We start from the raw sequence: 24,209 nt of genomic DNA, 5'->3' as shown, positions 1-24,209 counted from the left end.
AAAGATGAAAACTATTCATCTAATGAATGTAATTTTACAACCATAGCTTCAACAAACATTGGTCCAAAACCAGACTTATCTAACCACATGACAACATAGATTGCCATATCTTCCAACTGTCCAACTAGATAATCAGCTTCAAATCCAGTGATTTCAAAAGTATGTTTTAATTTTTCAATACCTGCAATACCATTAGATTCATCAAAAACTTCTGTAGTATTTCTAAATGTTTGATCAACTTGATTTGTTAAAATACGAGCCCTTTCAGAATTAATTTCAATTTTTTCAATATTTAATTCTTTAAATAATTCTTCTAATTTAGGTACAATTTCCTCAGGTTTTAATTTAGTTGCTGATTTTCCACGTATAATCATTGCTTCTGAATTATGAACAACAGGTTTTGAACCTTTAAATGCATCAAGATAATCCATAATTTTACGTGATACTTCCATTACTTCCATATTATCTACTCCTTATTTTCTTCTCGTAATTTACCAAAAGATGCAACTTTTTCAGCATAAGCATTATGTTGATGAATACTTTCTTGATTTACTTGTTTAATTGTAACTACAGAATCATCAGGTAAATTAGGATATTTTTCAAGTAATCCTATTACCATGTTTCTTACACAATCCTCAACAAATACTGGATTTTGATGTGCATTTGTTACAATTCTATTTTCATCTGGACGTTTTAATATTTCACAAACAGGAGAACTCATAGCATCCTGTATTATTTTTATTAAATCATCCACATTAACATCTTGTTTTTCTGGTACTTCAAGAAGTATTGTCCCAACACCCCTTTGATTATGAGAAGCAAATGTTACTACATCCAACACTTTTTGTGTAGTTTCTTCATCTAAAAATTCCAGTAATTTATCTTTAGAATCCTTTTCAACAGATTCTTGTGCACATGGACATACAGTCATTCCAATAACTTCTGCACCAATCATTTTTCTAACAGAAATATTACCCTCATCATCTTTCATAGCAATTGCTCTTGCTATGATATGTGTTGTTTCCTGTGTTTTTCTTTTAGATACTGGAGATAATTTATTTATAATATATTCTCCCCTTGCCTCTGTTTCTGCATGTAATGCATATTCATGTTTTTCAAGTAATCTTTTTACAAGATTTGCACATATATTTTCAAGATGAATTTCCGATTGATTTGCAGCCTCATCAACAATTTCAGATATAGCTTCTGGATTTCTAGACATGTGTACTCCTTTCTGAGTACTAGGTAAATCTACAAAAGCATCAAATGTTGGTATTAGAATAATAGGACGTTTATCTTCTCTTTTTATTTTTATTAATTTCTTTACACCTGTTACTCCAACTCTTGTTAGTGATATTGGAATGGATGGTTGTTTATCCTGAGTATCTGGAAATTCTGAAACTGTCATTATTTATAACTCCCTCTGTTTCTATTAATAGTTTTTATTAAAAATGTAAAATATACTTTTTTCATGTAATCTTCTTAAAATATCATTATAATACTAATTATAATCCTGTGAAAAAATATGTATTATAAGAAAATATGAATTTTTATAATTAAAAAATATAAAATAAATTAATAGAAAAAAGTAAAAAATATTTTTTTCTATTATAAAAAAATAATTATCCTTCAAAATTAATCATAGAAGTATTTAATTCTTCTTTTACTATGTTTAAAACAGTTTGAGTATATGTTTTAATTACATTTTCCTCATTAAGTAATAATTTGATGAATTTATTTAATTCAAAAGTATTTTTAAATTTAGCAATTATAATACCATCAAATTGTCCTGTAACATCATATACTGCTAACAAATTATCTTTAAATTCTTTTTTATCAGTTAAGAAAGCTACTGTTCCACCCTTTATTTCTAAACCTATAATTGCTGTTAATGTATATCCAAGTTTTTCATGATCTATAACTGGAACAAATTTATCTATTATACCAGATTTTGTTAATTTATCAACACGATTATGTACTGTTCCTACTGAAACACCTAATTCTCTGGAAATTTTTCTGTATGATTTACGACCATCATCACTTAATAACTCTAGAATATTTTTATCTAAATCATCCATAGATAATATCATATTTTCTGGTTCAGCATCAAATTCAGTGTACATTTCATCCATATAATCACCCCAACTATAAGTAATATTAATTAATCCATATATAAATGAAATAAAAATATTTCTTATTAATACATTTTTATATTTTATTTGGTATTATTATACAACTTTATATTACCAAACCTTTATATAGTTTTTGAATAAACACATTTAAAATCTTGAAAAAAATCAATTATTTACAACATATGAAATATAAATAAAAGATTTGTTTAAAAATATAGTAAAATAAATACAATATTATCAGAGTATTATTATATATTTAATTTATAAAAAACTCCTAATATTCACATAATTGATTTACATAATCAATAACTCAAAGAAATATTACTAAAATAGTCCATATTATTATAAAGTTTAAAAAAAAAATATAAATTATAATAAATATTTATAAAAATAGATAATTAAACAAGTCTAATAAAAAAATGGTGAAATTAATGAAATGGTACATAGGATTTATTATTATCATTTTCCTACTTATTGGTTTTGTATATGTTTCAACTGAACAATCAACAGGTGATATTGAACCTTTAGGTAGACTTGCATTCGTTAAAATTGCAAATCCAGACATGTATCCAGAACATGTGCATGCAAACCTCCTAGCACAATATGCAGAGGAACGAAACTCTAAATGTGCTATAGTTTTACATTATGCTGGAAGTTCCAACTATAGAAACTTCATGAATGGTGAAGTTTACATTATTGAAATGGCATTTATGGATACGGCTGGAGCACAGGTAGATATTAACTGGAATCAAGTACTTGACTATGGAATTAATGGTGTTCCTGATGATAAATGGAACTATAAAGTAGATGGTCAAATCTTTGATAACTATGAAGATGCATGGGCAAGAGTAATGGAAATGGCTAAAGAACATGGCCAAGAAGGACCTATACCTACAGTATGGCATGGAACTGTCCGTCAAGGAAGTATATTTGTAAATCCAGGATGTGGATTCCCATTATATTATCAGGTATGCTGTAAACAATTTGGACATGTTGGAGGAGTTATGCATGCACTAACAGGATCATTATTCCCATATTTCAACAATCCATATAGATCATATGAAATACAACATGCATCAGAATTACAATATTATTACACACATAATATGTTAAATTATGAATAGTAGAATTTCTACTATTAAAATTTCTTTTTTTGTATAATAGTGTGCAACAATTATTTTGCCCTATTACTTATATTTTATTAGTTACATTATAGAAAAATCATCAAATACTTAATAATTATACACATAATAACAATAAAATCATGTTAAAATATTGAAAAAGAATGTTGTATACTCTCATAAAAATTAAAAAAAAAGTTAAGGAAAAAATTTTCCCTATTTTTCAGGTCCAAGTTTATCTTCTTTTATATCTAAAATTAATTGTTTAAGTTCATCAAGTGGCATGTCTGTTCTCATACCAGTTAACTTGAAATGAGTCCTTGAAATAAAATAGCCCCTATTTCTAATTTCATCCATAACATCATTTATTTTAGGAGAACTGATTTTTAATTTCTTACAAATCTTATGAATATCATAGAAAGTTACAGGACCATCAGCTTCCATATAACACTTTTCAAACAAGGACATAAGATCATCTTTTTTATTTAAATTCAAGTTTTTTACTAGTTCCATAGTATTATAAATAAATTCCTTATCCCATATTTTACCTAACCATAATGGTCCTGCAACATCATATTCCCCACCACATTCTGGACAAGTATGAGGTATCTTAGGAGCAAAACCATACGTAGTTTCTCTATGTAAACAGTTAGGACAATGTGCAATAAAACCAATATTATCCAATGCCTTGTTAGTTTTTTTACCTCCACGTTTTACAATAGCATATACTCTCATGTAATGTTCTGTACTATGTGAAAATAGTACGTGTAAATATTTCTGGTTAACTGCTAAGTTTCTTGAAATGAATGCTATTAAAATTCTAATACCATTTTCATGACAGTACTCTGTTTTTAGAGGTTTAGCACCATACTTTCTCAAACAGGGATCATGGTATGTTCCACATAAAGCTGATGTATCAGTAGCACTAATACAAATTAACCCACCAGGTCGTATATTAGCTGCAGTTGATTGTGTAAACATTGCAGGTGTTCCAAAGGGATCTATATCCACAACATCGAACAATCCCTTATTTGATTGTAATAAAATGTTTGCATCATTTTTTTGAACTTCAACATTAGATATGTTGTTTAATTGCATATTTTTCTTAGAAATCTCAACAGCTAATGGATTTACATCACCTACAACAACTTTTTCCACACCATGTATTTCCTTAGAATATCTTGCTCCCCTAATACCTGTTCCACCAAAAGCATCACATATACTAATATCATGATCTACTTCTTTTCTATACTGGTTAATGACTGCAACAGAAATATCCCTATTCATTTCCATTACTGGATTATAAAAAACAGGTGCTTTTGCAGATACTTTTTCAAAATCAGGTACTTCTATTTTAACTAATCCTTCTTCAATAATATGTGTATCCATAATCTACATCCTAATAATTATTTATTATAAAAAAAGATATTTTCTATAAATCTCTATTATTTTATTTATTAAATTAAGAGTATAAAAAAAATTAGGTAATTAATCAATATTAAATAAAAAATCTAATCATAGAAATAAAAATATTATTATAGATTAAATTAAAAATAATAATACATAAGAAAATATTATATCAAAGATATGTTTGATTTAGAATCTTATAAAAAAAAGAATTATTTTTTATTATTAATAAAATTCAATCATAAAATAATATATAAGGGATGTTTTAATGATAAATATTGCAAAACCAATTATAAGTGATGAAGAAATAGAAGCAGTGACAGAAGTATTAAAATCTGGAATGTTAGCACAAGGACCAAAAGTAGATGAATTCCAGAATAAATTTGCCAAATATGTAGAAGCTAAATATGGAATTGCAACAAGTTCTGGAACAACTGCACTTCACACAGCATTAGTTGCAGCTGGAATAAAACCTGGTGATGAAGTAATTACAACACCATTTACATTTGCAGCTACATCTAACTCCATATTATATACACAAGCAAAACCTGTTTATGCAGATATTGATGCGAAAACATTTAACTTAGATCCAGCTAAAATAGAAGAACAAATAACTGATAAAACAAAAGCTATTGTTCCTGTACATCTTTATGGACAACCAGCAGACATGGATGGTATACTTGAAATTGCACAAAAATATAACTTAAAAGTTATTGAAGATGCTGCTCAAGCTCATGGTGCTGTATATAAAGGCAAAAAAATAGGAAGTATTGGTGATTTTGGATGTTTCAGTTTCTATCCAACAAAAAACATGACCACTGGTGAAGGTGGAATGGTTACTACTAATGATGAAGAATATGCAGAAAAAGCAGGTATGGTACGTGCACATGGAGAAAGTAAAAGATATGAACAATCATTACTTGGATACAACTATAGAATGACAGATATTGCAGCAAGTATTGGACTTGTTCAACTTAAACATATAGATGAATTTAATAAAATTAGAAATGAAAATGCTAAATATTTATCAGAAGGTCTTGCTGATGTTGAAGGTATAACTACACCTGTAGTAGCTGATAATGTAACACATGTATTCCATCAATACACAATAAGAGTATCTAAAGATAGGGATACATTCCAAAAATTCCTAACAGACAATCAAATAGGTACAGGTATACATTATCCTATTGTATTATATAAACAACCATACTATCAAGCACTGTCAATTACAGGAAACTGTCCTTTAGCTGAAGAAGCAGCAAGTCAAGTAATATCAATACCAGTACATCCTTCATTAACAACAGAAGAACTTGATACTATTATTGATACAATTAAAAAAGGTTCAGAAGAATTATTACAATAAAAATCATCAACCCCCCTTTTTAATTTACTTTTTTTTATTGATTTACGGAATATGATTTTACCATGAAGATAGAACAAGATAAATTCAACAGTTATGTTAAAAAAAATGTTTTTGAAACATTAAACGATTATAAATTAATTAATAAGAATGAAAAAATTATGATTGGTGTTTCTGGTGGAAAAGACAGTATTTTAACACTACACATGTTATACCAATATAGACAAGAGTCTGGTATTGACTTTGAATTAGAAGCTGTGTGTATTGATGAAGGTATTTGTGGATATAGAGAACATGGAATTGAATCTGCAAAAGAGAATTGTAAAAATTTAGACATACCCCTTACAATAGCTTCATTTAAGGATGAATGGAATTATAACTTAGATGATATTCATAACCTCTATAAAAGTACTTGTATGCCCTGTGGAGTCTATAGAAGATACTTGTTAAATAAGGTTTCAGATTCACATAAGTGTGATAAAATTGCAACTGGACATAATATGGACGATGAAATACAATCATTTCTCATGACATTTGCAAGAAATGATCAAAATAAGTTTCCAAAATTTGGACCAATACTCAATAGAATAGATAAACATATGGTTCCAAGAATAAAGCCATTATGGCAATTACCTGAAAAGGATGTTGGTATATGGTGTATTGTAAATAACATTCCTATTCATGATGAGGAATGTCCATATTCTGTAACTTCTCTTAGAAGTGATGTGAAATTATTTTTAAATAAATTAGAGGAAAATTATGGAGTAAAACAGAATATATTTAATTCTTTTAAGAAAACATTTAAAATTCCACAAAAAGAGGTTCATTTAGAAAGATGTAATATTTGTGGCCAGGTAACAGCAAAAAGTCCATGTAATGCCTGTAAAATGACAGAAGAAATAAAAGAAATCTTATAATTCATTGGCTGTTCTAAATATAGAACCACCATATATCTCTTCTTGCATTTGTTGAACTGTTTCTGTTGCCTGTGTACTTGATTGGGCAATTTTTAGTATTCTTCTTTTTTTAACATTTAATGTTTTTCCACATGTACATTTTTTTGTTTTTGTTGTTTCTTTTGAATATAAAACACGACCACAATCACATCTATATATTAAATAATTCATTAAAACACCTCATATTCCAAATATTACATGTATGTAGGGAACAAATACATTGTTTAATGTTATTAAAAAACCAATTGTACATCCAATATTCGTTCCAAGTACTACAAGAATTACTCTAAATAATTTATTATGCCATAGATCTTTAAATGATTCAAAATCTGCTAATTCTGCTAAATCATCGAATCCTACCTTACGTAATTTACCTTCAACAAGTCCTGAAAACCATCCAGCAGCTAATAATGGATGAATAACAGTAACTGGTGCTACAACCATTCCCACTAATGCAGATTGTATCTTAGAACCAGATAATAGAGAACCTATTAATGCTCCTCCCCCTGCAAATATAAGATAGGTTATTATACCTTCACCAATATTTAATCCTTGAATATATGCTCCAACAAATACCACAATAAAAAGTATTGGTATGAGATATAGTATTATTTGAATTATTGAAAATCTTGACTCTTTTATTTGAGTAAGGCTATCAATGGGGGGTATCGTGTCTGGATTGTTGAGGTATGTTGTAATTCCATTTTTATGTCCTGCCCCTACAACTGCCACTACATTTTTATCTTCTAAGCTTTTAAGATGATGTGCCATGTAAGCATCTCTTTCATGAACTAGTGCATTGTATCCACCAGGTGATGCTTCTTTGAAAAAGTCCATAACTTCTTTTATTGTATCTTCTTGTTTTAATTGTTCAACTTCCTCTTTAAATGATTCATCTTCATCATCTGAAAATATAAATGACTTAATTAAATCCCATACAAATGATAATTTCTCTTTAAGACTCATTCCACTAATTGTTCTTTTAAGTGTTGTTTGTATGTTTCTATCAATTAAAGCTATGTCTGCATTAACTTCTCGTGCTATTTTTGATGCCTCTAACATTTCTGAACCTGGTTTTACTCCAACTTCTTCCCCCATCTTCTTTTGCATGTGTGATAAGAATGCACTTACTATTGTAACTGTAAGATTAGATGATTTGAGTAGGGATTTTAAGTCAAATTTTTCTTCTCTTTTAATTCCCCTACTTTCATCTACCAATCCTTGATATCTTCCTAAATCTAACTCTATTGCTACAATCTCTGGTTTTTTCTCATAAATAGTTTTTCGTACTGATTCTACACTTTTATCTGATATGTGTGCTGTTGCTACAATCTCTAGAGAAGATTTACTTATTGGTTGAATTATCTCTGTTTCATCAGTTTCTTCTTGAATATTCTGTTGAATATGTGAAAATCGAATAATTGGTGGTTTTGTAAATATTCTATCTGATTCTGTATTATTTTCTTCATTATCCATATTATCACTTTTTTATTTAATCTAATGAGACTATGTAATTATTCTTATAGATTGGAACTGTATCTATCTTGTTAATTAAACTACATATTTCAATATCTTCACCAAATCCAAGATAACGTAATTTATCTGCACTGTGTGAAGTATTTATTAATTGTTTTATTATATTAGAATTATTTGATATTATTTTTGATGCTTTTGCTGATTCTGAAAGTTCTAAGTATATATTTTTTTCTTTAGCTATGTTTACCATTTCATTAATAATTATTCCTGCACCAATACAATCCTCTATTGTAAATCTTTGATGTCTTCCTGCCATAACTAATTCAATTTCATTATCTGCAATATCTAATGCCTTTTGTGCTACTGTTTTTGCATTTATTGATGCTCCAACCAATATATTTACTTCTGAATTTCTTTGTTTTATATTTTCTAATACCTTTGTACCATTTGTTGTTTTCAAAATTAATGTATCACCAGCATAATTTGATATTTGAACTGGTGAATTTGAAACATCAAAATCTGATGATTTAATTTCACCTGCCAATATTGCATTATGTTTTTCTTTTAATTTAATAGCTTCATCTATATCATTAATCGGAACAATTCTTTTAAAAGTATTTAATGCTACACTTATTGTTGTACTTGCCCTTAATAAATCAATTACTATAGCTAAATCATTGGTTTGTGAATTATATAAACTTACATTAATTTTCATATTTTTCTCCATTATACAAAGATTAATTAAAAAAATATTAAAATTCTTACTTTATTATGAATTATTTCATTTTAATATTAATAGTTTTAATTAAAATATTACTAATAAATATGTGAAAATAATTATTTATATAAATAGGATGTTTTTTCAATTGTCTTAATTATATACAATATTAATAACAAAAACATTAATTAGAATGTTAAATAAGTGAATAACAATGAATATTATTACAACACCAATGTGTGAAGATATCTTAAAAATTGCCGGAGTAGATGATTATACTGTTGTAAAACCATCATATATAGAAAATGCTGATGTGGCAGTAGTATTGTCTGAAACAAAAACAGATATTCCTAAAATACCTGTTAAATTAAATACATATCAACAAATTTATGATAGTATTTTTATAATAAAGAATAAATTTAATACTAATATAGATGAAGAAAAAATTAAATTAATTAAATATTTAATTAATGATAATAATAAGAAAAAAGATAATCGAAAAAATATTAAAGTAAAAGTATATGGTAATTTTTTAAAAGATACCATTACAGATATGGGTTATAATATTAGTGATAGTGATTATGATTTCATAATAGTTCCAGATTATATGAATATAGAACTTAAAAATAAAAAGAATGTTATTATAATTCCTTCACATAAAAATGTACCAAAGAATATTATTCAACGGATAAAAGAAAGATATGAATTATTGGAGAGTAAATTATGTATGAAACAATGACATATACTGGTGGAGTTCATAAACATTATGAAATAGAAGAACTTATTGAAGATCTTGGTGGATTCATTCTTCAAAAAAATGAATCTCAAATCGATATAACATTAACTATTGCTGTTCCTTCAGAAGATACTGATAAAATAGAAGCTAAAGCAAAAGAATTACTTGGTTCTGTTGAATTATCTCCCCTTGCCAGTACAGAAATAGCTGTTGTATCCCCAACTCTTGCACGTCAACACTTACCCCATGCTGCTTGTGATATAGCAGAATATTTAAGAAGATATGGTACAAAAACCAACATGATAGGTCTTGCTCGTGGAGCTGGAAAGGGAATTGCACAGATAAATAAAGAAGAAAAGGATTTAATTGAAGAACATGACTTAGCAATATTTTCATTAGGAAGTTTTGATGATTGTATACGTAAAAAGAAATTCTTATTTGAGGATATTGATATTCCAGTTATTGTAACAGGTAGCCCTGAAATTGTTGCTGAAGAAATCAATGCTAATGCTTATGTTACAGGATTTGGAAGAATTCCTCGTAGATTAAAACGTGGAGAAAATATTAGAGCACTTAGAAAATTAGTTAAAACTTCTGAAGATATTATTTCCAAACAAAAAGAAGAGTTAAGTGATGATCCTCTGATTATATCACCAGTTATTGTTAAAATTACATTAGAAAGAGAACTTCCTTCTATAAAAGATGTTAATGCCCCTATGGCCATTGTAAGTCAATTAGATGGTGTTCGTGTAAAATTACCTTATGATGAATATTACAAAGAAGTGGCTAATGTTGTAGTTGAAGGTTATAGATTAGGTGATATTGCTGAGATTAAAAAATCTAAAATGTACGATCATATTTTAGTAAAAATACTTCCAGAAACATCAATTTTATAATTTTTTTATTTTTTAATTATTTTTTTATTAAATAAGTCTTATTATTAATTATTTTTTAAATTAAAACAATTATATTCATTTTTTTAATTATATTGTGTTGATTACCATTCATTTAAATATAGATTAATTTTATAAACAACTAACTAAATAATCCATTATATAGAATATTAAAAGAAAAAAGAACAAATTATTTAGAACAATATTTTCATATTATAATAATATTCTTAAATAACTAGGAGTTATGATAATGGCACACGAACATGGAGCTAATTTATCTGAAGAAGATAAAAAGGCTATGATGGAACAAAATATTAATATAACCCGTAATTTAGCAAATATTAAATATAAAATTGCTGTTATGAGTGGTAAAGGAGGAGTAGGAAAATCTACTGTAGCTGTTAATTTAGCCCAAGCATTTAATGCTATGGGATTAAAAACAGCACTTTATGATGTAGATATTCATGGACCAAACGTACCTAAAATGTTAGGTATTGAAGACAAACAACTTAGTGTAAAAGGAAATAAATTAATACCTGTTGAAACTGATGATGGTATTTTAGTAGCATCAATGGCTTTTCTTATAGAAAGTAATGCTTCCCCAATTATTTGGAGAGGACCACAAAAAACAGGTGCAATAAAACAATTAATTTCCGATGTTGCATGGAGTAATGTAGATGTTATGATCTTTGATAATCCTCCAGGTACTGGTGATGAACCTTTAACAGTATTACAAATGATTCCAGATTTAGATGCTGCTGTTATGGTTACAACACCAAGTTCTGTATCAGAAGAAGATGTGACTAAATGTGTTTCAATGACTCGAATGTTGAACATTAAAAACATAGGATTAGTTGAAAATATGTCCTATCTTGAATGTCCACATTGTGATGAAAGAATAAATCTCTTTGGTGAAAGTAAAGGTAAGGATTTTGCTGAAGCTATGGATGTTGATTATCTTGGAGATCTTCCATTTAGAACAAGTGTTTCTGAATCAGCAGATATTGAAGAAGTACCTATCGTTAAATCCAAACCTGAATCAGATGCAGCAAAAGGCTTTATGAAAATAGCCCAAGAAATCAAATCAAAATACATGAATAAAGATTAATTTTTTTAGATAATCTTTAATTTTATTTTTTTTTATGAAAAATTTTAGAAAATTCATAGATTTTTTTGAATTTTTATTTATACAAAAATTTTTAAAAATGTATTTTTTTAGTTGAATTATTTATCAAGAAAAATATCTTTGTCAATACCCAGAGTGATGGTTATTAATATTAAAAAAATATTTTTAATTAAAATAAACTTTTAATAACCAAAAGTTATATAATAGAATAATAACATAATTTTTAAGCATAAAAAAGAAAATAAAAAAAAAATAATTATTCTCATTATTTAATATTGATAGAAATATATAGAGGTGTACAAATGAATCAAACAGAAAATATGGAAGGAACAACAACAGTAGGCTTTGTATGTACAGATGGAGTTGTTTTAGCAACAGAAACCAGAGCAACAATGGGAAGTTTAGTTGCAAATAAAAATGCAGATAAATTATTCCAAATAGATGATAAAATAGGTGCAACAATTGCAGGAACAGTATCACATGCACAATCATTAATGGATATTCTTAAAGCAGAAATTTCATTATATAAATTAAGAAATGAAAAAGATATGTCCATTGATGCTTTAGCTGTTTTAACAAGTAACATACTTAAATCAAGACCATATTATGTTCAAACTATTCTTGCAGGTGTTGATAAAGATGGAGCTAAATTATACACATTAGATCCAAGTGGAAGTTACATTCCAGATACCTTCACATCAACAGGTTCTGGTTCTCCTTATGCATTTGGTGTATTGGAAGATAGGTATAATGAAGACATTACTACAGAAGAAGGTAAAAAAATTGCTATAAAAGCTATAACTTCTGCAATGGAACGTGATGTATATTCTGGAAATAACTACAGACTTGGAGTTATAACCAAAGATGGAATGAAAATATATACTAAAGAAGAAATTGCTCAAATTAAGAAACAACTTTAAAACACTTTCTTCTTTTCTAAATTTTTTTCAATAATAAAATTTATTCCTAAAAACAATAAAATTATAATTATATTTTTTTACTTAAATAAAAAAAAGAATTATTTCTTAAAAATAAGAATATCTTAGTTAATTAAATATTATTTAAAAATAATATGAATATTTTTTTAAAAAAGATTATATATAAGATAAAAACAGAGTAATTATTATATTGTTTTTAAAAATATTACATTCTATATAATTAAAAAAAAAATTTTTTGAATTTAAAACAAAACATGGGATGTAATGTAAAAAAATGAAAAAATCAAATCACTTTTACTGCTAATTATAGTTTATTAATAAATAAAATATTCTTTTGATAAAAACATAATCAATTAATGAAAAGATATTTTATATTAAATATGAACATGACTCTATTTTAGAAATAAAAAGGAATTTAAAAAAATTCTACAATTTAATAAAAATAGTACTATTCTACTTACAATTAAAATAAACACGAAACCTAATTAAATAAAATATGTAAATTTCATATTTTAATAAATAAAATCATTAAGTAAAACAGTGTAGCAGATAAAACATTAAAACAATTATTATAAAGTTTTTTAAGGATAATAATTTGTTCTACATAAAAATTATCAAAAAATGAGAGAGTGATAATGTATGACTAATATGATCGATGAAATCAAAGATCAAATTATAGAATATTTACCTGAAAAAGTAAAACTAGCAAAAGTTGAATTTGAAGGACCTGAAATTGTTATATATACAAAAAATCCTGAAATAAACAAAGATCATGGAGATATAATTCGTGCATTAGCAAAAAAAATAAGAAAACGAATAATTATCAGATCAGACAAATCAGTTCTTTCACCACCACCTGAAACAATAGACAAAGTAGAAGAAATTGTTCCTACAGATGCTGATATTACAGACATATCCTTTGATGATGTAACACACGAAGTTATTATTGAATCAAGAAAACCCGGACTAGTTATTGGAAAATATGGAACAACATCCCGTGAAATACTAAAACAAACAGGATGGACCCCAAAAATATTAAGAACACCACCAATTAATTCTGAAACAATCCAAAGAATCAGATTATCATTAAAAAGAAATAGTAAAGAAAGAAAAGAATTTTTACAAAAATTAGGAAAAAGAATCAGACGAGAACCTATGTTTGATAATGATTGGGTTAGATTAACATCACTTGGTGGATTTAGAGAGGTTGGACGATCTTGTTTATTCTTACAAACACCAAACAGTAAAGTTATATTAGATTGTGGAGTAAATGTAGCAGGTATTGATGAAAAAACAGCATATCCTTTCTTAAATGTTCCAGAATTTAATCTTCAAGATTTAGATGCAGTTATTATTACCCACGCTCACCTTGACCATACTGGTTTTGTACCATACTTATATCATTATGGATATGATGGACCTACATACTGTACTACTCCAACAAGAGATATGATGACTCTTCTCCAACAAGACCATCTTGATATCTCCCATAGAGAAGACAAACCACTTCCATTTAATATAAAAGATGTTAAAGAAACAATTAACAAAACAATTACACTAGATTATGGACAAGTTACTGATATATCACCTGATATACGTTTAACACTACATGATGCAGGACATATTGTTGGTTCTGCTATGGCCCACTTAAATATAGGTGATGGAAAACATAACTTCCTATATACTGGTGACTTTAAGAATGAACAAAGTAGATTACTTGGAACACCAAAACAACATTTTGCTCGTATAGAATCTATGGTAATGGAAAGTACATATGGTGGACGTGAAGACAACACCCCTACACGTAACACTGCAGAAAAAGAATTAGTTAAAGCAATATATGATACAATTCAAAAAGGTGGAAAAATACTTATTCCAGTATTTGCTGTTGGACGTGCACAGGAAATTATGATTGTTCTTGAAGAATTTATTAATAGAGGTATTTTAGGTAAAGTACCAGTATATTTAGATGGAATGATATGGGAAGCTACAGCTATACATACTGCACATCCAGAATTCTTAAGTAATGAATTACAAAAACAAATATTCCATGCAGGTGAAAATCCATTCACATCAGATGTATTTAATAAAGTAACAAACAATGAACAAAGACGTAAATTACTAGAAAGTAATGAACCATGTGTTATTTTATCAACATCTGGTATGTTAACAGGAGGAAATTCTGTTGAATACTTCAAAGAACTATGTGAAGATGAGAAAAACCGTATCATCTTTGTAGGATATCAGTCAGAAGGTTCATTAGGTAGAAGAATTCAGAAAGGATTCGATGAAGTTCCACTAGAAAAAGATGGAGTAACACAATTATTCCATATTAACATAGAAGTTACAACAATTGATGGATTTAGTGGACATAGTGATCGTAAACAATTAATGGAATATGTTCGTAAATTATCACCAAAACCTGATAAAATCCTAGTTTGTCATGGTGATGCATATAAAGCATTAGATCTTGCAAGTAGTATTTATAGAACATATAAAATTGAAACAAAAACTCCATTAAATCTTGAAACTACTAGATTACAATAAAAAAAAATACAACTCTCTCTTATACTCTCCTTTTTTTATTATTTTATTTTAAGTATATGAGAATTTAGAATGGAAAAAAATACTTTTTCAACAGTTATTATATTAAGTAGATAAAATCTATTTAAAAATATATAACAATTAGAAAAAAGAAATATAATTAATAAATAAAAAAAGTGAATAATAAAACGTGTCACTATTTTTTTAAATATAAATATACATTTTAAAATTAATCATGAATAATTTTGATTAATTAATTAATTCAAAAACCTGTAGAACACAGGGGTTAGCCCAATTATCAGGGAATCTTTAATTATAGTATTAAGGAAGTTCAATAATGTTATAGGTGAAATAATGGTTACATATTCTGAAGCAGGTGTTGATATTAGTTTGGAAGAACAAACTGTACGTGCATTAACTGGAGAACTATCTGAAACATTAGATTACAGAAATATTATAAAAAATAAAGGACATTTCGCAGCATTAGTTGATTTTGGTTCACGTGCAATAGCTATGAGTACTGATGGTGTTGGAAGTAAAATATTAATTGCAAATTTAATGAATAAATTCGATACTGTAGGTATTGATTGTATTGCTATGGTTGTAAATGATATTTTATGTGTAGGTGCTGAACCAATAGCTATGGTTGATTATTTAGCAGTGGAACATCCAGATCCTGAAGTTGCAAGTCAAATAGGTAAAGGATTGAAAGTAGGTTGTCAACAAGCAAAAATAGCAATGATTGGTGGAGAAACTGCTTCATTACCTAAAATTATTAAGGATTTTGATCTTGCTGGAACTGGAATTGGAACTGTAGACAAGGAAGATATAATTACTGGTACACAAATAAAAGATGGTGATATTATCATTGGTATTGAAAGTAGTGGTGTACATAGTAATGGACTAAGTTTAGCAAGAAAGGCTTTACTTGAAATAGCAAATTTCAATGTAGATGATAAATTACCAACTGATAATTCAACCACTGTTGGAGAAGCATTACTTGAACCTACTATAATTTATGTTGATGCAATTATGGACTTATTAAATTCTGATATTGAAGTTCATGGACTTGGACACATAACTGGTGGTGGATTTAGTAACTTAAAAAGATTAAATCATGATATGACTTATATTATCAATAATCTACCTGAAACATTACCTATATTTAAAGCAATACAAGCTACAGGTATTGAAGATAAAGAAATGTATCATGTATTTAATATGGGAATTGGTTTTGCTGTAATTCTTGATGGAAAATATCAGGATGAAGCTCTTGAAATACTAAATAAATACCATAAATCATATGTTATTGGAGAAATTAAAGAAGATTCAGACAATCGTGTTCTAATAACAACAAATGAAAACAAAAAAATTGAATTATAAAACATTTAATATCGAGGAGATACATTCATGAAAATTAGCATAGAAAATGAAACTAAATTAATTGAAGAAATTTTAGAAGCATATGGCGTTGTACATAAGGAAGCTTCAATTGTTGCTGATGTTATAACTGATGGTGATCTTAAAGGATTTTCAACACATGGACTTGGAAGATTTCCACAATACATAAAAAGTATAGAAGCAGGTACTATTAAAATTGAAGGAGATTATGAAATAGAAAAAGAATCAGCTTCTTCTGCAATGATAAATGGAAATCATAAATTTGGTCATTATGTAACAGTAAAAGCTATGGATTTAGCTGTTAAAAAAGCAAGTGAAACTGGTATTGGAATTGTAGGTATACATGATAGTAATCACTATGGAATTGCTGGATATTATTCTGATTTAGCATCACTCCAAGATATGATTGGTATTGTTATATCAAATACTGAACCTGCTATGGCACCTTTTGGTGGTAAAAAAGCATTACTTGGAACTAATCCAATTACAATAAGTATTCCTACAGATGATATTCATAATTATATTTGTGTAGATATGGCTACAAGTATTACTGCTAGAGGAAAACTTTTAGAAGCTAAAAGAAAAAATGAAGAAATTCCTGAAGGTTTAGCATTAGATAAAGATGGAAATCCAACAACAGATCCTCAAGCAGGACTTGAAGGATCAATATTACCATTTGGTGGATTTAAAGGATATGCTTTAGCATTTATGTTTGAATTATTAGCAGGACCTCTTGTAAGTGCTGCTTGTGGTGATAAAGTTGAAGGTACAGCAACACCAGATGTAATGTGTACTAAAGGAGATTTATTAATAGTAATAGATCCTGAACACTTTGCTGGTTCTATGCAATTCAAATTCTATGTTGATCAATTTGTTCGTGAAATTAGAGAAGAAAATGGAGTTATTCCAGGTGACCGTGAAATTGCCATGATTAATGAACATCATGCAAATGGAATACCTGTTGATGAAGCTTTATATGAACAATTAACAGAAATTGCAAATAAAAAAGAATTAGATATTACAGCATACTTTGAGGAATAGATTTTTTCCTTAAAATAGAATATACAACAATTATAGTTAGTCATAACCAATAAATATTATTTCTTTGACTAGATAATTGTTTTTATTATTATTTTTTCTGTTTAAAGTTAACCCATTACTTCTTTTTCTTCTTGTTTTATTTCAATTATATTTTATTATATAAGCTGTAATCATTTCTTGTGTTTTAGTGTTTTGTAGTCCTATTTCCTGATTATTTGTAGTTTAGATTGTATTTATTCTATAAAAATTGTGACTCAAACTATTAACATACTTTGTTATATATAGTTTTTCCTTATGAATATGATTTAAATTCATAGAAAAATATTTTTTATTTAATTAATTAAAAATATAAATATGAGAACATAATTTTATTATTACAAATTTTTAGAGAAGTGATTATTTTTGGATAGTACAGATGTTATTTATAATGGAATTAAAGACGCCGGAATTAACTTCATAGTAAGTGTTCCATGTGCTAATTTAAAGAAGTTATTGGAATTAATTGATAAAGATGATACAATAAAACATGTACCTGTTACACGTGAAGAGGAAGGTTTTGGAATATGTGCTGGTGCATATATGGGTGGATTAAAACCTGCTATTTTAATGCAAAATTCTGGATTAGGTAACAGTGTTAATGTTTTAGCTTCCCTTATGAAATTATATAATTTTCCTATTTTAATGATTATTAGTCATAGAGGTAGTCTTGGTGAGGCTGTATATGGCCAGATACCAATGAGTAAAGCTACAACCAAAGTGTTAGATAGTTTAGATATTAGATATTATAAAGTTGATTATCCTAGTGAAAGTAGAGAAATTATTAATAAAACTTGGAATCTATCTTTAATATCAGAAGAACCTATTGCATTATTATTTGATATTAGTTATTGGAGAAGAGGTGTTGATAATGAAAAGATATGATGCTATTAAGAAGATTATCACTGACTTAGATGATGAACTAGTTATTTCAAATATTGGATTTCCATCACGTGAATTATATGGAATAAAGGATAGAAATAATAATTTTTATATGTCTGGTTCAATGGGTATGGCTACACCTATTGCATTAGGTTTGTCCCTTGCTCTTGAGGAAAAATCAGATGATAGAAAAGTTATTGTTATTGATGGTGATGGATCTTTATTAATGAATTTTGGTGAACTTATTACAGTTTATGCACAAAATCCAAGTAATCTTATAATTGCTCTTATTGATAATGAAGCATATGGTTCAACTGGCTCACAAGAAACTTATACTTCAAAGGTAAATCTATCAAATATTGCAAAGAGTATTGGATATAATGAAGTTTACTATGTTGATGCTAGAAATAGTGTGGATAATATAGATATAAAGCAATATTTAGATAAAAAAGAACCTGTATTTTTACACATTAAAGTAAAACCTGGAAATACAAAAGCACCAATTATTGATAAAACGCCATCTCAAATAAAAAATAGATTTATGGAATCAATTAACAAAGAAAATTAACCTCCACCAATAACTCTTTTTTTTCAATTAGATAATACAATAATATAAATATAACTTTTATTAAAAATCAATAATTTTAAAAATAAATCTAAAACAAGTAACATAAATTAAATGCTCCGACCGGGATTCGAACCCGAGTCTTCGGCTCGAAAGGCCGAAATGATTGGCCGGACTACACTATCGGAGCAACTAACTTAAATTTATATAATAAATATAAACTCATATTTTTTTAAATGGGGCCGGGGCCGAGAATCGAACCCGAGTCACGGGATCCACAGTCCCGAAGAATAACCACTATCCTACCCCGGCATTTAAAAACCCATTACGAAATCCCTTATCTAAAGTGCGGGAGCAGGGATTCGAACCCTGGGAGGCCTACGCCAACAGGTCCTAAGCCTGTCCCCTTTGGCCAGCTCGGGCACCCCCGCATATAAAATACTTGTATCCGCAAACTTTATTTAGGAATGTTTCGCTTAAAGTGTTCTAGAATCTAAAATCATACCAAATTATAAATAAGAAAGGTTCTAGAAAATGCTCCGACCGGGATTCGAACCCGAGTCTTCGGCTCGAAAGGCCGAAATGATTGGCCGGACTACACTATCGGAGCAAAATTTATAATTGTAAAATGGGCCCAATGGGGTTCGAACCCATGGCCGCCCGGTTATGAGCCGGGCGCTCTACCTGGCTAAGCTATGGGCCCAAAAGAATTATAGCGCCGTCGACAGGACTTGAACCTGTGACCAATCGGTTAACAGCCGAACGCTCTACCTACTGAGCCACGACGGCACATGACAAATTCATCTTACAATAGTTTATTTATAACTACGTATATATAAACTTACCTATCAACTATAAAAATAAGTTATTATTAGTTTTCAAGGCACAATATAATGTTTGTTTTCATACTATATAAACGTTACGGTTATGTTTTTTAATAGCAAAAAAATAGTGTAAAAAACGAAAAACATCTTAAATACCTACTTTATACTGGATCAGAAATAAATATTACAGTAAAAAAATTCTCATAGAGATATTTATAATTAATGAAAAATAAACTACATAATAGGATATGTTATTAATCTAAGGAGATTTATAATAAATGGATGTTATTGAAAAAATAAAAAATAAAGAAGTATTTGACCTACTTATCGAAGCTAACAAAATAACAGAAAAAATTCATGGAAAAGATGTAAGTCTTGAAAGAGCTCTTTTCTTATCATGGTGGTGCGAAAAAGGAGATTGTAAATTCTGTTATATGTCATCACAAAAAGACAGAATTCAAAATCCAGATAAAGCACGTAGACATGTGAAGGGAATATATGCTGAAGCAGAACTTACAAAGAGAATGGGATGGAATATTGAATTTTTATCTGGAGGATATGGAGTATATTCTACTGATGAAATAAGAGAAATCTCAGAAAACATATACTACATTACAGACAAACCTGTATGGTTAAATATAGGTATAACTGATGAATTAGATGCATATGGCGAAGAAATTATAGGAGTAACAGGAGCTGTTGAAACTGCAAATCCCAAATTTCACAATGAAATATGTCCAAGTAAATCAATTACAGATATTAAAAACATGCTAATACAAGCAGATAATCTTGGATATAAAAAAGCAATAACTATTATCATTGGCCTTGGAGAAGAAATCGATCATCTAAATGATTTATTTAATTTAATAGAAGAATTAGATATTGATCGTATTATATTCTATTCCCTAAATCCACATCCAGATACCACATACCATTTAACACCACAACCTGCATCATTATACTATGCTAGTATCGTTGCTAGTGTAAGAATTAGATTCCCACATATAGAAATAATTACTGGAACATGGACAGATAACCTTGCAAATATAGGAGTACTTCTAAAGGCTGGAAGTAATGGATTAACAAAATTCCCATTATTTAAAATGTATGGAAATCGTTTTGGTAAGCGTGTTGAAGAAGAAGTATACTGGTCAAATCGTAATCTTATTGGAAGCTTTTCTAATATGGATTTATTAACACAAGGTGATAATCTACGACCTGAACTTGATCCATTTATACAAAGATATATTGATATGTGTTATGAAAACTTAGATATTAAAAAAATATAACACAGAAACTTATAATTAAAAAATATATTTCAAGTAACTAATATTGACTATATTCAATACTAAAAACACTATATTAATATATTATTATAAATAAATAACATAAAAATTTAAATTAATAGATATAAATATAATTATATAATATTTACTAGTATTTTATAAAAAACAAAATATTAACTTAATTACATAAAAGATTATTTAAAGTTGGAGGAATCATTATTACAGATATGATGTGTGGACTTGAAATCCACGTACAATTAAATACAAACTCAAAACTATTTTGTAGTTGCCCTACAAACTATCAATCTGCACCAAACAACACAAATATATGTCCAGTATGTTTAAATCAACCTGGTGCAAAACCATATCCACCAAACCAGGCAGCACTTGATAATGCTATAAAAGTAGCATTGATGCTTGGGTGTGAAATTTCTAATGAAGTTATTTACTTTATGAGAAAACACTATGATTATCCTGATTTATCTAGTGGATATCAAAGAACATCAGTTCCAGTAGGAATAAAAGGAGAACTAAATGGTGTAAGAATACATGAAATACACGTTGAAGAAGATCCAGGACAATATAAACCTGACAGAGGTACTGTTGACTTTAATAGATCAGGTATACCACTTATTGAGATTGTAACAGAACCTGATATGAAATCACCAGAAGAAGCAAGAAACTTCTTAAATGAATTAATTCGTGTACTAAACTACAGTGGTAGTGCACGTGGTGAAGGTACAATGAGAGCTGACGTTAACATTTCAATTGAAGGTGGAAAAAGAGCAGAAGTTAAAAATGTTAACTCTATACGTGGAGCCTATAAAGTACTTAAATTTGAATTAATAAGACAAAAAAATATTCTTCGTAGAGGTGGAGAAGTACAACAAGAAACTCGTGCTTATCTTGAATCTCAAATGATTACAGTACCTATGAGATTAAAAGAAGATGCTGATGATTACAGATACATACCAGATCCAGATCTTCCTCCATTAAAAATTGATCCTGCACATGTTGAAGAAATTAGACAAAATATGCCTGAACCTGCTCACTTAAAAACTGAAAGATTCGTTGAAGAGTATGGTATTGACAAGAAAGATGCAAAAGTATTAACTTCAGAACTAGAATTAGCTGATGCATTTGAAGAAGTATGTAAAGAAGTTGACGCTAATGTTGCTGCAAGATTAATGAGAGATGAATTAAAAAGAGTATTACACTACAATAAAATACAATATGCAGAAAGTAAAATAACACCTTCAGATATCGTTGAATTAATTAATTTAATAGAATCTAAACAAGTAACACCAGAAGCTGCACACAAACTCATAGAACAAATGCCTGGTAATGATAAAACACCAACAGAAATTGGTAATGAAATGGATATTATTGGTGTTGTTGAAGATGATGCTATAGTAAATGCTATTAATCAAGCAATAGAGGAAAATCCTAATGCAGTGGAAGATTATAAAAATGGTAAAGATAATGCTGTAAACTTCCTTGTTGGTCAAGTAATGAGATTAACTCGTGGAAAAGCAAATGCTGGTGAAACTAATAAGATGATTAAAGAAAAATTAGATCAGTTATGATTTTTTTTCTTAATTTTTTCTATTAAATGGAGTGGATAAAGATGAGTGATTATAAAAAAGTTAAAGATTACATGACACGAAACGTCATTACAGTAAATTCCAACATGCCCATAAAAGAAATTAAAGAGATTATTAAAAAAACAGGACATGATGGATTTCCAGTAGAAGACAATGATGAAATTGTTGGCATAATCACAGCATCTGATCTTCTTATTAAAGATATAAGTCCAACTGTTGAAGGTATGATGTCAAAGGATATTGTTATAGCCAATGAAGAACTATCTATTAATGATGCTGCAAGAGTTATGTTCCGCCTTGGAATATCAAGACTTCCAGTAACTGATGAAAATAAGAAAGTTCTTGGAATCATAACCAATACTGATATTTTACGTTCACATATAGAAAGATCTACACCAGAAAAAGTAAATCAATTTAGAAAAACTCTTGAACAACTATATGGTATTAAAACAACACTTGATAAAGAAAAAGTGGATATTGTTAATTTAAAACCTACACAAGATAAGGTTTATGCTGATGAATTAGAGGGAAGAACTTATGAAATAGAAAGGGGTTTAGCTGAACCTATTATAGTTGTGAAAATAAATGAACATAAATATTTAGTTGTTGATGGACATCATAGATTAGTTGCATCATATAAGATGGGTAATGATAAAATCACAGCATATGTTATTTCATTAAGTAAGAATATCAAGTTAGGAATTGAAAAAACTGCTGAAAAGAATGGTATTCATAGTTTGAAAGATATTGAAATAATTGCTGATGCACAACATCCATTGATTGCAATAACTGGTAGTTTAAGAGATAAAAATACAACAATAAAGAAGTGAGGATAATATGAAAGATGAAATAATAAGAGAAGTTTATGATACATTAGTTGATAGAAAAAATAATCCTATAGATTCTTATACTTCAAAATTAATGCAAGATTCTGATAAAAAAGCTGAAGATAAAATTCTTGAAAAATTAGGAGAAGAGGCTACTGAAGTTATTTTAGCTTCAAAAAATAATGAAGATCTTGTACATGAATCTGCAGATTTAATATTCTTTACAATACTTAATTTAGCATACAAAGGTATACCTTTAGATGATGTCTTTGATGAATTAATAAGTAGACATAACTAATTATTTTTTTCCTCCCCTCTTAAAATAATCTTTTTTTA

General features: G+C 28.1%; 23 protein-coding genes and 6 tRNA genes. 16 read left to right on the top strand and 13 right to left on the bottom strand.

What is annotated here, in order from left to right; all coding sequences use genetic code 11:
- Window positions 1–11: 11 nt before the first annotated feature.
- The 3 genes from BZ132_RS01590 to BZ132_RS01580 all read right to left on the bottom strand — a co-directional run bounded on the left by BZ132_RS01590 (window position 12) and on the right by BZ132_RS01580 (window position 2,132).
- Window positions 12–461: a DUF2120 domain-containing protein gene (locus BZ132_RS01590; RefSeq protein WP_011405905.1), complete on the bottom strand. Its 450-nt coding sequence runs from the start codon at window positions 459–461 to the stop codon at window positions 12–14.
- A gap of 5 nt (window positions 462–466) precedes the next feature.
- Window positions 467–1,408, bottom strand: a complete 942-nt coding sequence (gene mptA / locus BZ132_RS01585; protein WP_011405904.1) for a GTP cyclohydrolase MptA — start codon at window positions 1,406–1,408, stop codon at window positions 467–469.
- Between the two features lie 214 nt (window positions 1,409–1,622).
- Window positions 1,623–2,132: an Lrp/AsnC family transcriptional regulator gene (locus BZ132_RS01580; RefSeq protein WP_011405903.1), complete on the bottom strand. Its 510-nt coding sequence runs from the start codon at window positions 2,130–2,132 to the stop codon at window positions 1,623–1,625.
- Window positions 2,133–2,563: 431 nt separating this feature from the next.
- Here BZ132_RS01580 and BZ132_RS01575 point away from each other — a divergent pair, with 431 nt between their 5' ends.
- Window positions 2,564–3,256 (top strand): hypothetical protein, encoded by a 693-nt coding sequence (locus tag BZ132_RS01575; protein ID WP_011405902.1) that lies wholly within the window; start codon window positions 2,564–2,566, stop codon window positions 3,254–3,256.
- Window positions 3,257–3,469: 213 nt separating this feature from the next.
- On the opposite strand, the gene BZ132_RS01570 is transcribed toward BZ132_RS01575, so the two are convergent.
- The gene (locus tag BZ132_RS01570; RefSeq protein ID WP_011405901.1) at window positions 3,470–4,642 is read right to left on the bottom strand and encodes a tRNA (guanine(10)-N(2))-dimethyltransferase; all 1,173 of its coding nucleotides are present in this window, start codon (window positions 4,640–4,642) and stop codon (window positions 3,470–3,472) included.
- Between the two features lie 286 nt (window positions 4,643–4,928).
- Between BZ132_RS01570 and BZ132_RS01565 the strand changes: the two genes are divergently transcribed.
- Both BZ132_RS01565 and BZ132_RS01560 read left to right on the top strand, forming a co-directional pair.
- Window positions 4,929–6,023 (top strand): DegT/DnrJ/EryC1/StrS aminotransferase family protein, encoded by a 1,095-nt coding sequence (locus BZ132_RS01565; protein ID WP_011405900.1) that lies wholly within the window; start codon window positions 4,929–4,931, stop codon window positions 6,021–6,023.
- Window positions 6,024–6,085: 62 nt separating this feature from the next.
- Window positions 6,086–6,937 carry a TIGR00269 family protein gene (locus BZ132_RS01560; RefSeq protein WP_286940248.1) on the top strand — a complete coding sequence of 284 codons (852 nt, stop codon included), beginning with the start codon at window positions 6,086–6,088 and terminating at the stop codon, window positions 6,935–6,937.
- Here BZ132_RS01560 and BZ132_RS01555 read toward each other — a convergent pair.
- From BZ132_RS01555 to comB, 3 genes are read right to left on the bottom strand one after another with little or no spacing between them, the layout of a single operon-like run.
- On the bottom strand, window positions 6,932–7,147 hold the full coding sequence (locus tag BZ132_RS01555) for a DUF1922 domain-containing protein (RefSeq protein WP_011405898.1): 216 nt from the start codon (window positions 7,145–7,147) through the stop codon (window positions 6,932–6,934). The two genes, BZ132_RS01560 and BZ132_RS01555, sit on opposite strands and share 6 nt — an antisense overlap.
- A 9-nt stretch (window positions 7,148–7,156) precedes the next feature.
- Window positions 7,157–8,452, bottom strand: a complete 1,296-nt coding sequence (locus BZ132_RS01550) for a TraB/GumN family protein (RefSeq protein WP_011405897.1) — start codon at window positions 8,450–8,452, stop codon at window positions 7,157–7,159.
- Window positions 8,453–8,468: 16 nt separating this feature from the next.
- Window positions 8,469–9,167: a 2-phosphosulfolactate phosphatase gene (gene comB / locus BZ132_RS01545; protein ID WP_286940247.1), complete on the bottom strand. Its 699-nt coding sequence runs from the start codon at window positions 9,165–9,167 to the stop codon at window positions 8,469–8,471.
- Between the two features lie 217 nt (window positions 9,168–9,384).
- Between comB and BZ132_RS01540 the strand changes: the two genes are divergently transcribed.
- From BZ132_RS01540 to comE, 9 genes are all read left to right on the top strand, one after another.
- Window positions 9,385–9,909: a hypothetical protein gene (locus BZ132_RS01540; RefSeq protein ID WP_286940246.1), complete on the top strand. Its 525-nt coding sequence runs from the start codon at window positions 9,385–9,387 to the stop codon at window positions 9,907–9,909.
- The gene (locus tag BZ132_RS01535) at window positions 9,894–10,802 is read left to right on the top strand and encodes a methanogenesis marker 7 protein (RefSeq protein WP_286940245.1); all 909 of its coding nucleotides are present in this window, start codon (window positions 9,894–9,896) and stop codon (window positions 10,800–10,802) included. The genes BZ132_RS01540 and BZ132_RS01535 overlap by 16 nt, the downstream gene beginning before the upstream one ends.
- A 247-nt stretch (window positions 10,803–11,049) precedes the next feature.
- Window positions 11,050–11,907, top strand: coding sequence for an Mrp/NBP35 family ATP-binding protein (locus tag BZ132_RS01530; RefSeq protein ID WP_011405893.1), 858 nt, complete (start codon window positions 11,050–11,052; stop codon window positions 11,905–11,907).
- Window positions 11,908–12,227: 320 nt separating this feature from the next.
- Window positions 12,228–12,845, top strand: coding sequence for an archaeal proteasome endopeptidase complex subunit beta (gene psmB, locus BZ132_RS01525; RefSeq protein ID WP_011405892.1), 618 nt, complete (start codon window positions 12,228–12,230; stop codon window positions 12,843–12,845).
- Between the two features lie 657 nt (window positions 12,846–13,502).
- Entirely contained in the window at window positions 13,503–15,410 is a 1,908-nt protein-coding gene (locus BZ132_RS01520; RefSeq protein WP_011405891.1) for a beta-CASP ribonuclease aCPSF1, read from the top strand.
- A gap of 351 nt (window positions 15,411–15,761) precedes the next feature.
- The gene (gene purM / locus BZ132_RS01515; RefSeq protein ID WP_011405890.1) at window positions 15,762–16,790 is read left to right on the top strand and encodes a phosphoribosylformylglycinamidine cyclo-ligase; all 1,029 of its coding nucleotides are present in this window, start codon (window positions 15,762–15,764) and stop codon (window positions 16,788–16,790) included.
- Between the two features lie 27 nt (window positions 16,791–16,817).
- Complete coding sequence (gene comC, locus BZ132_RS01510; RefSeq protein ID WP_011405889.1) at window positions 16,818–17,849, top strand: L-sulfolactate dehydrogenase; 1,032 nt, start codon at window positions 16,818–16,820, stop codon at window positions 17,847–17,849.
- 402 nt (window positions 17,850–18,251) lie between these two features.
- Window positions 18,252–18,770, top strand: coding sequence for a sulfopyruvate decarboxylase subunit alpha (comD, locus tag BZ132_RS01505; protein WP_286940241.1), 519 nt, complete (start codon window positions 18,252–18,254; stop codon window positions 18,768–18,770).
- Window positions 18,757–19,335 carry a sulfopyruvate decarboxylase subunit beta gene (gene comE, locus BZ132_RS01500; RefSeq protein ID WP_048059682.1) on the top strand — a complete coding sequence of 193 codons (579 nt, stop codon included), beginning with the start codon at window positions 18,757–18,759 and terminating at the stop codon, window positions 19,333–19,335. Before comD ends, comE begins: the two co-directional genes overlap by 14 nt.
- Window positions 19,336–19,447: 112 nt before the next feature.
- Here comE and BZ132_RS01495 read toward each other — a convergent pair.
- The 6 genes from BZ132_RS01495 to BZ132_RS01470 form a co-directional block, all read right to left on the bottom strand.
- Window positions 19,448–19,522, bottom strand: a tRNA-Glu gene (locus BZ132_RS01495).
- Between the two features lie 47 nt (window positions 19,523–19,569).
- Window positions 19,570–19,644: transfer RNA gene (locus tag BZ132_RS01490), tRNA-His, on the bottom strand.
- 35 nt (window positions 19,645–19,679) lie between these two features.
- Window positions 19,680–19,763: transfer RNA gene (locus BZ132_RS01485), tRNA-Leu, on the bottom strand.
- Between the two features lie 104 nt (window positions 19,764–19,867).
- Window positions 19,868–19,942: transfer RNA gene (locus BZ132_RS01480), tRNA-Glu, on the bottom strand.
- Window positions 19,943–19,961: 19 nt separating this feature from the next.
- Window positions 19,962–20,035, bottom strand: a tRNA-Ile gene (locus BZ132_RS01475).
- A 13-nt stretch (window positions 20,036–20,048) separates the two neighbouring features.
- A tRNA-Asn gene (locus BZ132_RS01470) sits at window positions 20,049–20,121 on the bottom strand.
- A 313-nt stretch (window positions 20,122–20,434) separates the two neighbouring features.
- On the opposite strand from BZ132_RS01470, the gene BZ132_RS01465 reads away from it, so the two are divergent.
- The 4 genes from BZ132_RS01465 to hisE all read left to right on the top strand — a co-directional run bounded on the left by BZ132_RS01465 (window position 20,435) and on the right by hisE (window position 24,171).
- A complete protein-coding gene (locus BZ132_RS01465; protein ID WP_112149329.1) occupies window positions 20,435–21,445 on the top strand; it encodes a radical SAM protein in 1,011 nt (336 codons plus the stop codon).
- 224 nt (window positions 21,446–21,669) lie between these two features.
- Window positions 21,670–23,028, top strand: coding sequence for an Asp-tRNA(Asn)/Glu-tRNA(Gln) amidotransferase subunit GatB (gene gatB / locus BZ132_RS01460; protein WP_011405885.1), 1,359 nt, complete (start codon window positions 21,670–21,672; stop codon window positions 23,026–23,028).
- 41 nt (window positions 23,029–23,069) lie between these two features.
- Window positions 23,070–23,876 carry a CBS domain-containing protein gene (locus tag BZ132_RS01455; protein WP_048059681.1) on the top strand — a complete coding sequence of 269 codons (807 nt, stop codon included), beginning with the start codon at window positions 23,070–23,072 and terminating at the stop codon, window positions 23,874–23,876.
- A gap of 7 nt (window positions 23,877–23,883) precedes the next feature.
- Entirely contained in the window at window positions 23,884–24,171 is a 288-nt protein-coding gene (gene hisE, locus BZ132_RS01450) for a phosphoribosyl-ATP diphosphatase (protein ID WP_011405883.1), read from the top strand.
- Window positions 24,172–24,209: the final 38 nt, after the last annotated feature.

This window comes from Methanosphaera sp. DEW79 (genome assembly GCF_003266085.1).
Taxonomy (GTDB): Archaea; Methanobacteriota; Methanobacteria; order Methanobacteriales; family Methanobacteriaceae; genus Methanosphaera; species Methanosphaera stadtmanae.
This window is presented reverse-complemented; position numbering and strand designations above follow the sequence as displayed.

What these genes read in the sequence shown, in the direction of transcription:
- comB (WP_286940247.1), bottom strand. Translation starts at nt 9,167, where the DNA reads ATGAAAATTAATGTAAGTTTATATAATTCACAAACCAATGATTTAGCT.
- BZ132_RS01465 (WP_112149329.1), top strand. Translation starts at nt 20,435, where the DNA reads ATGGATGTTATTGAAAAAATAAAAAATAAAGAAGTATTTGACCTACTT.
- BZ132_RS01530 (WP_011405893.1), top strand. Translation starts at nt 11,050, where the DNA reads ATGGCACACGAACATGGAGCTAATTTATCTGAAGAAGATAAAAAGGCT.
- mptA (WP_011405904.1), bottom strand. Translation starts at nt 1,408, where the DNA reads ATGACAGTTTCAGAATTTCCAGATACTCAGGATAAACAACCATCCATT.
- BZ132_RS01535 (WP_286940245.1), top strand. Translation starts at nt 9,894, where the DNA reads ATGTATGAAACAATGACATATACTGGTGGAGTTCATAAACATTATGAA.
- BZ132_RS01565 (WP_011405900.1), top strand. Translation starts at nt 4,929, where the DNA reads ATGATAAATATTGCAAAACCAATTATAAGTGATGAAGAAATAGAAGCA.
- BZ132_RS01590 (WP_011405905.1), bottom strand. Translation starts at nt 461, where the DNA reads ATGGAAGTAATGGAAGTATCACGTAAAATTATGGATTATCTTGATGCA.
- BZ132_RS01540 (WP_286940246.1), top strand. Translation starts at nt 9,385, where the DNA reads ATGAATATTATTACAACACCAATGTGTGAAGATATCTTAAAAATTGCC.
- comE (WP_048059682.1), top strand. Translation starts at nt 18,757, where the DNA reads ATGAAAAGATATGATGCTATTAAGAAGATTATCACTGACTTAGATGAT.
- psmB (WP_011405892.1), top strand. Translation starts at nt 12,228, where the DNA reads ATGAATCAAACAGAAAATATGGAAGGAACAACAACAGTAGGCTTTGTA.
- comC (WP_011405889.1), top strand. Translation starts at nt 16,818, where the DNA reads ATGAAAATTAGCATAGAAAATGAAACTAAATTAATTGAAGAAATTTTA.
- BZ132_RS01550 (WP_011405897.1), bottom strand. Translation starts at nt 8,452, where the DNA reads ATGGATAATGAAGAAAATAATACAGAATCAGATAGAATATTTACAAAA.
- hisE (WP_011405883.1), top strand. Translation starts at nt 23,884, where the DNA reads ATGAAAGATGAAATAATAAGAGAAGTTTATGATACATTAGTTGATAGA.
- purM (WP_011405890.1), top strand. Translation starts at nt 15,762, where the DNA reads ATGGTTACATATTCTGAAGCAGGTGTTGATATTAGTTTGGAAGAACAA.
- BZ132_RS01575 (WP_011405902.1), top strand. Translation starts at nt 2,564, where the DNA reads ATGAAATGGTACATAGGATTTATTATTATCATTTTCCTACTTATTGGT.
- BZ132_RS01580 (WP_011405903.1), bottom strand. Translation starts at nt 2,132, where the DNA reads ATGGATGAAATGTACACTGAATTTGATGCTGAACCAGAAAATATGATA.
- BZ132_RS01560 (WP_286940248.1), top strand. Translation starts at nt 6,086, where the DNA reads ATGAAGATAGAACAAGATAAATTCAACAGTTATGTTAAAAAAAATGTT.
- BZ132_RS01520 (WP_011405891.1), top strand. Translation starts at nt 13,503, where the DNA reads ATGACTAATATGATCGATGAAATCAAAGATCAAATTATAGAATATTTA.
- gatB (WP_011405885.1), top strand. Translation starts at nt 21,670, where the DNA reads ATGATGTGTGGACTTGAAATCCACGTACAATTAAATACAAACTCAAAA.
- BZ132_RS01455 (WP_048059681.1), top strand. Translation starts at nt 23,070, where the DNA reads ATGAGTGATTATAAAAAAGTTAAAGATTACATGACACGAAACGTCATT.
- BZ132_RS01570 (WP_011405901.1), bottom strand. Translation starts at nt 4,642, where the DNA reads ATGGATACACATATTATTGAAGAAGGATTAGTTAAAATAGAAGTACCT.
- BZ132_RS01555 (WP_011405898.1), bottom strand. Translation starts at nt 7,147, where the DNA reads ATGAATTATTTAATATATAGATGTGATTGTGGTCGTGTTTTATATTCA.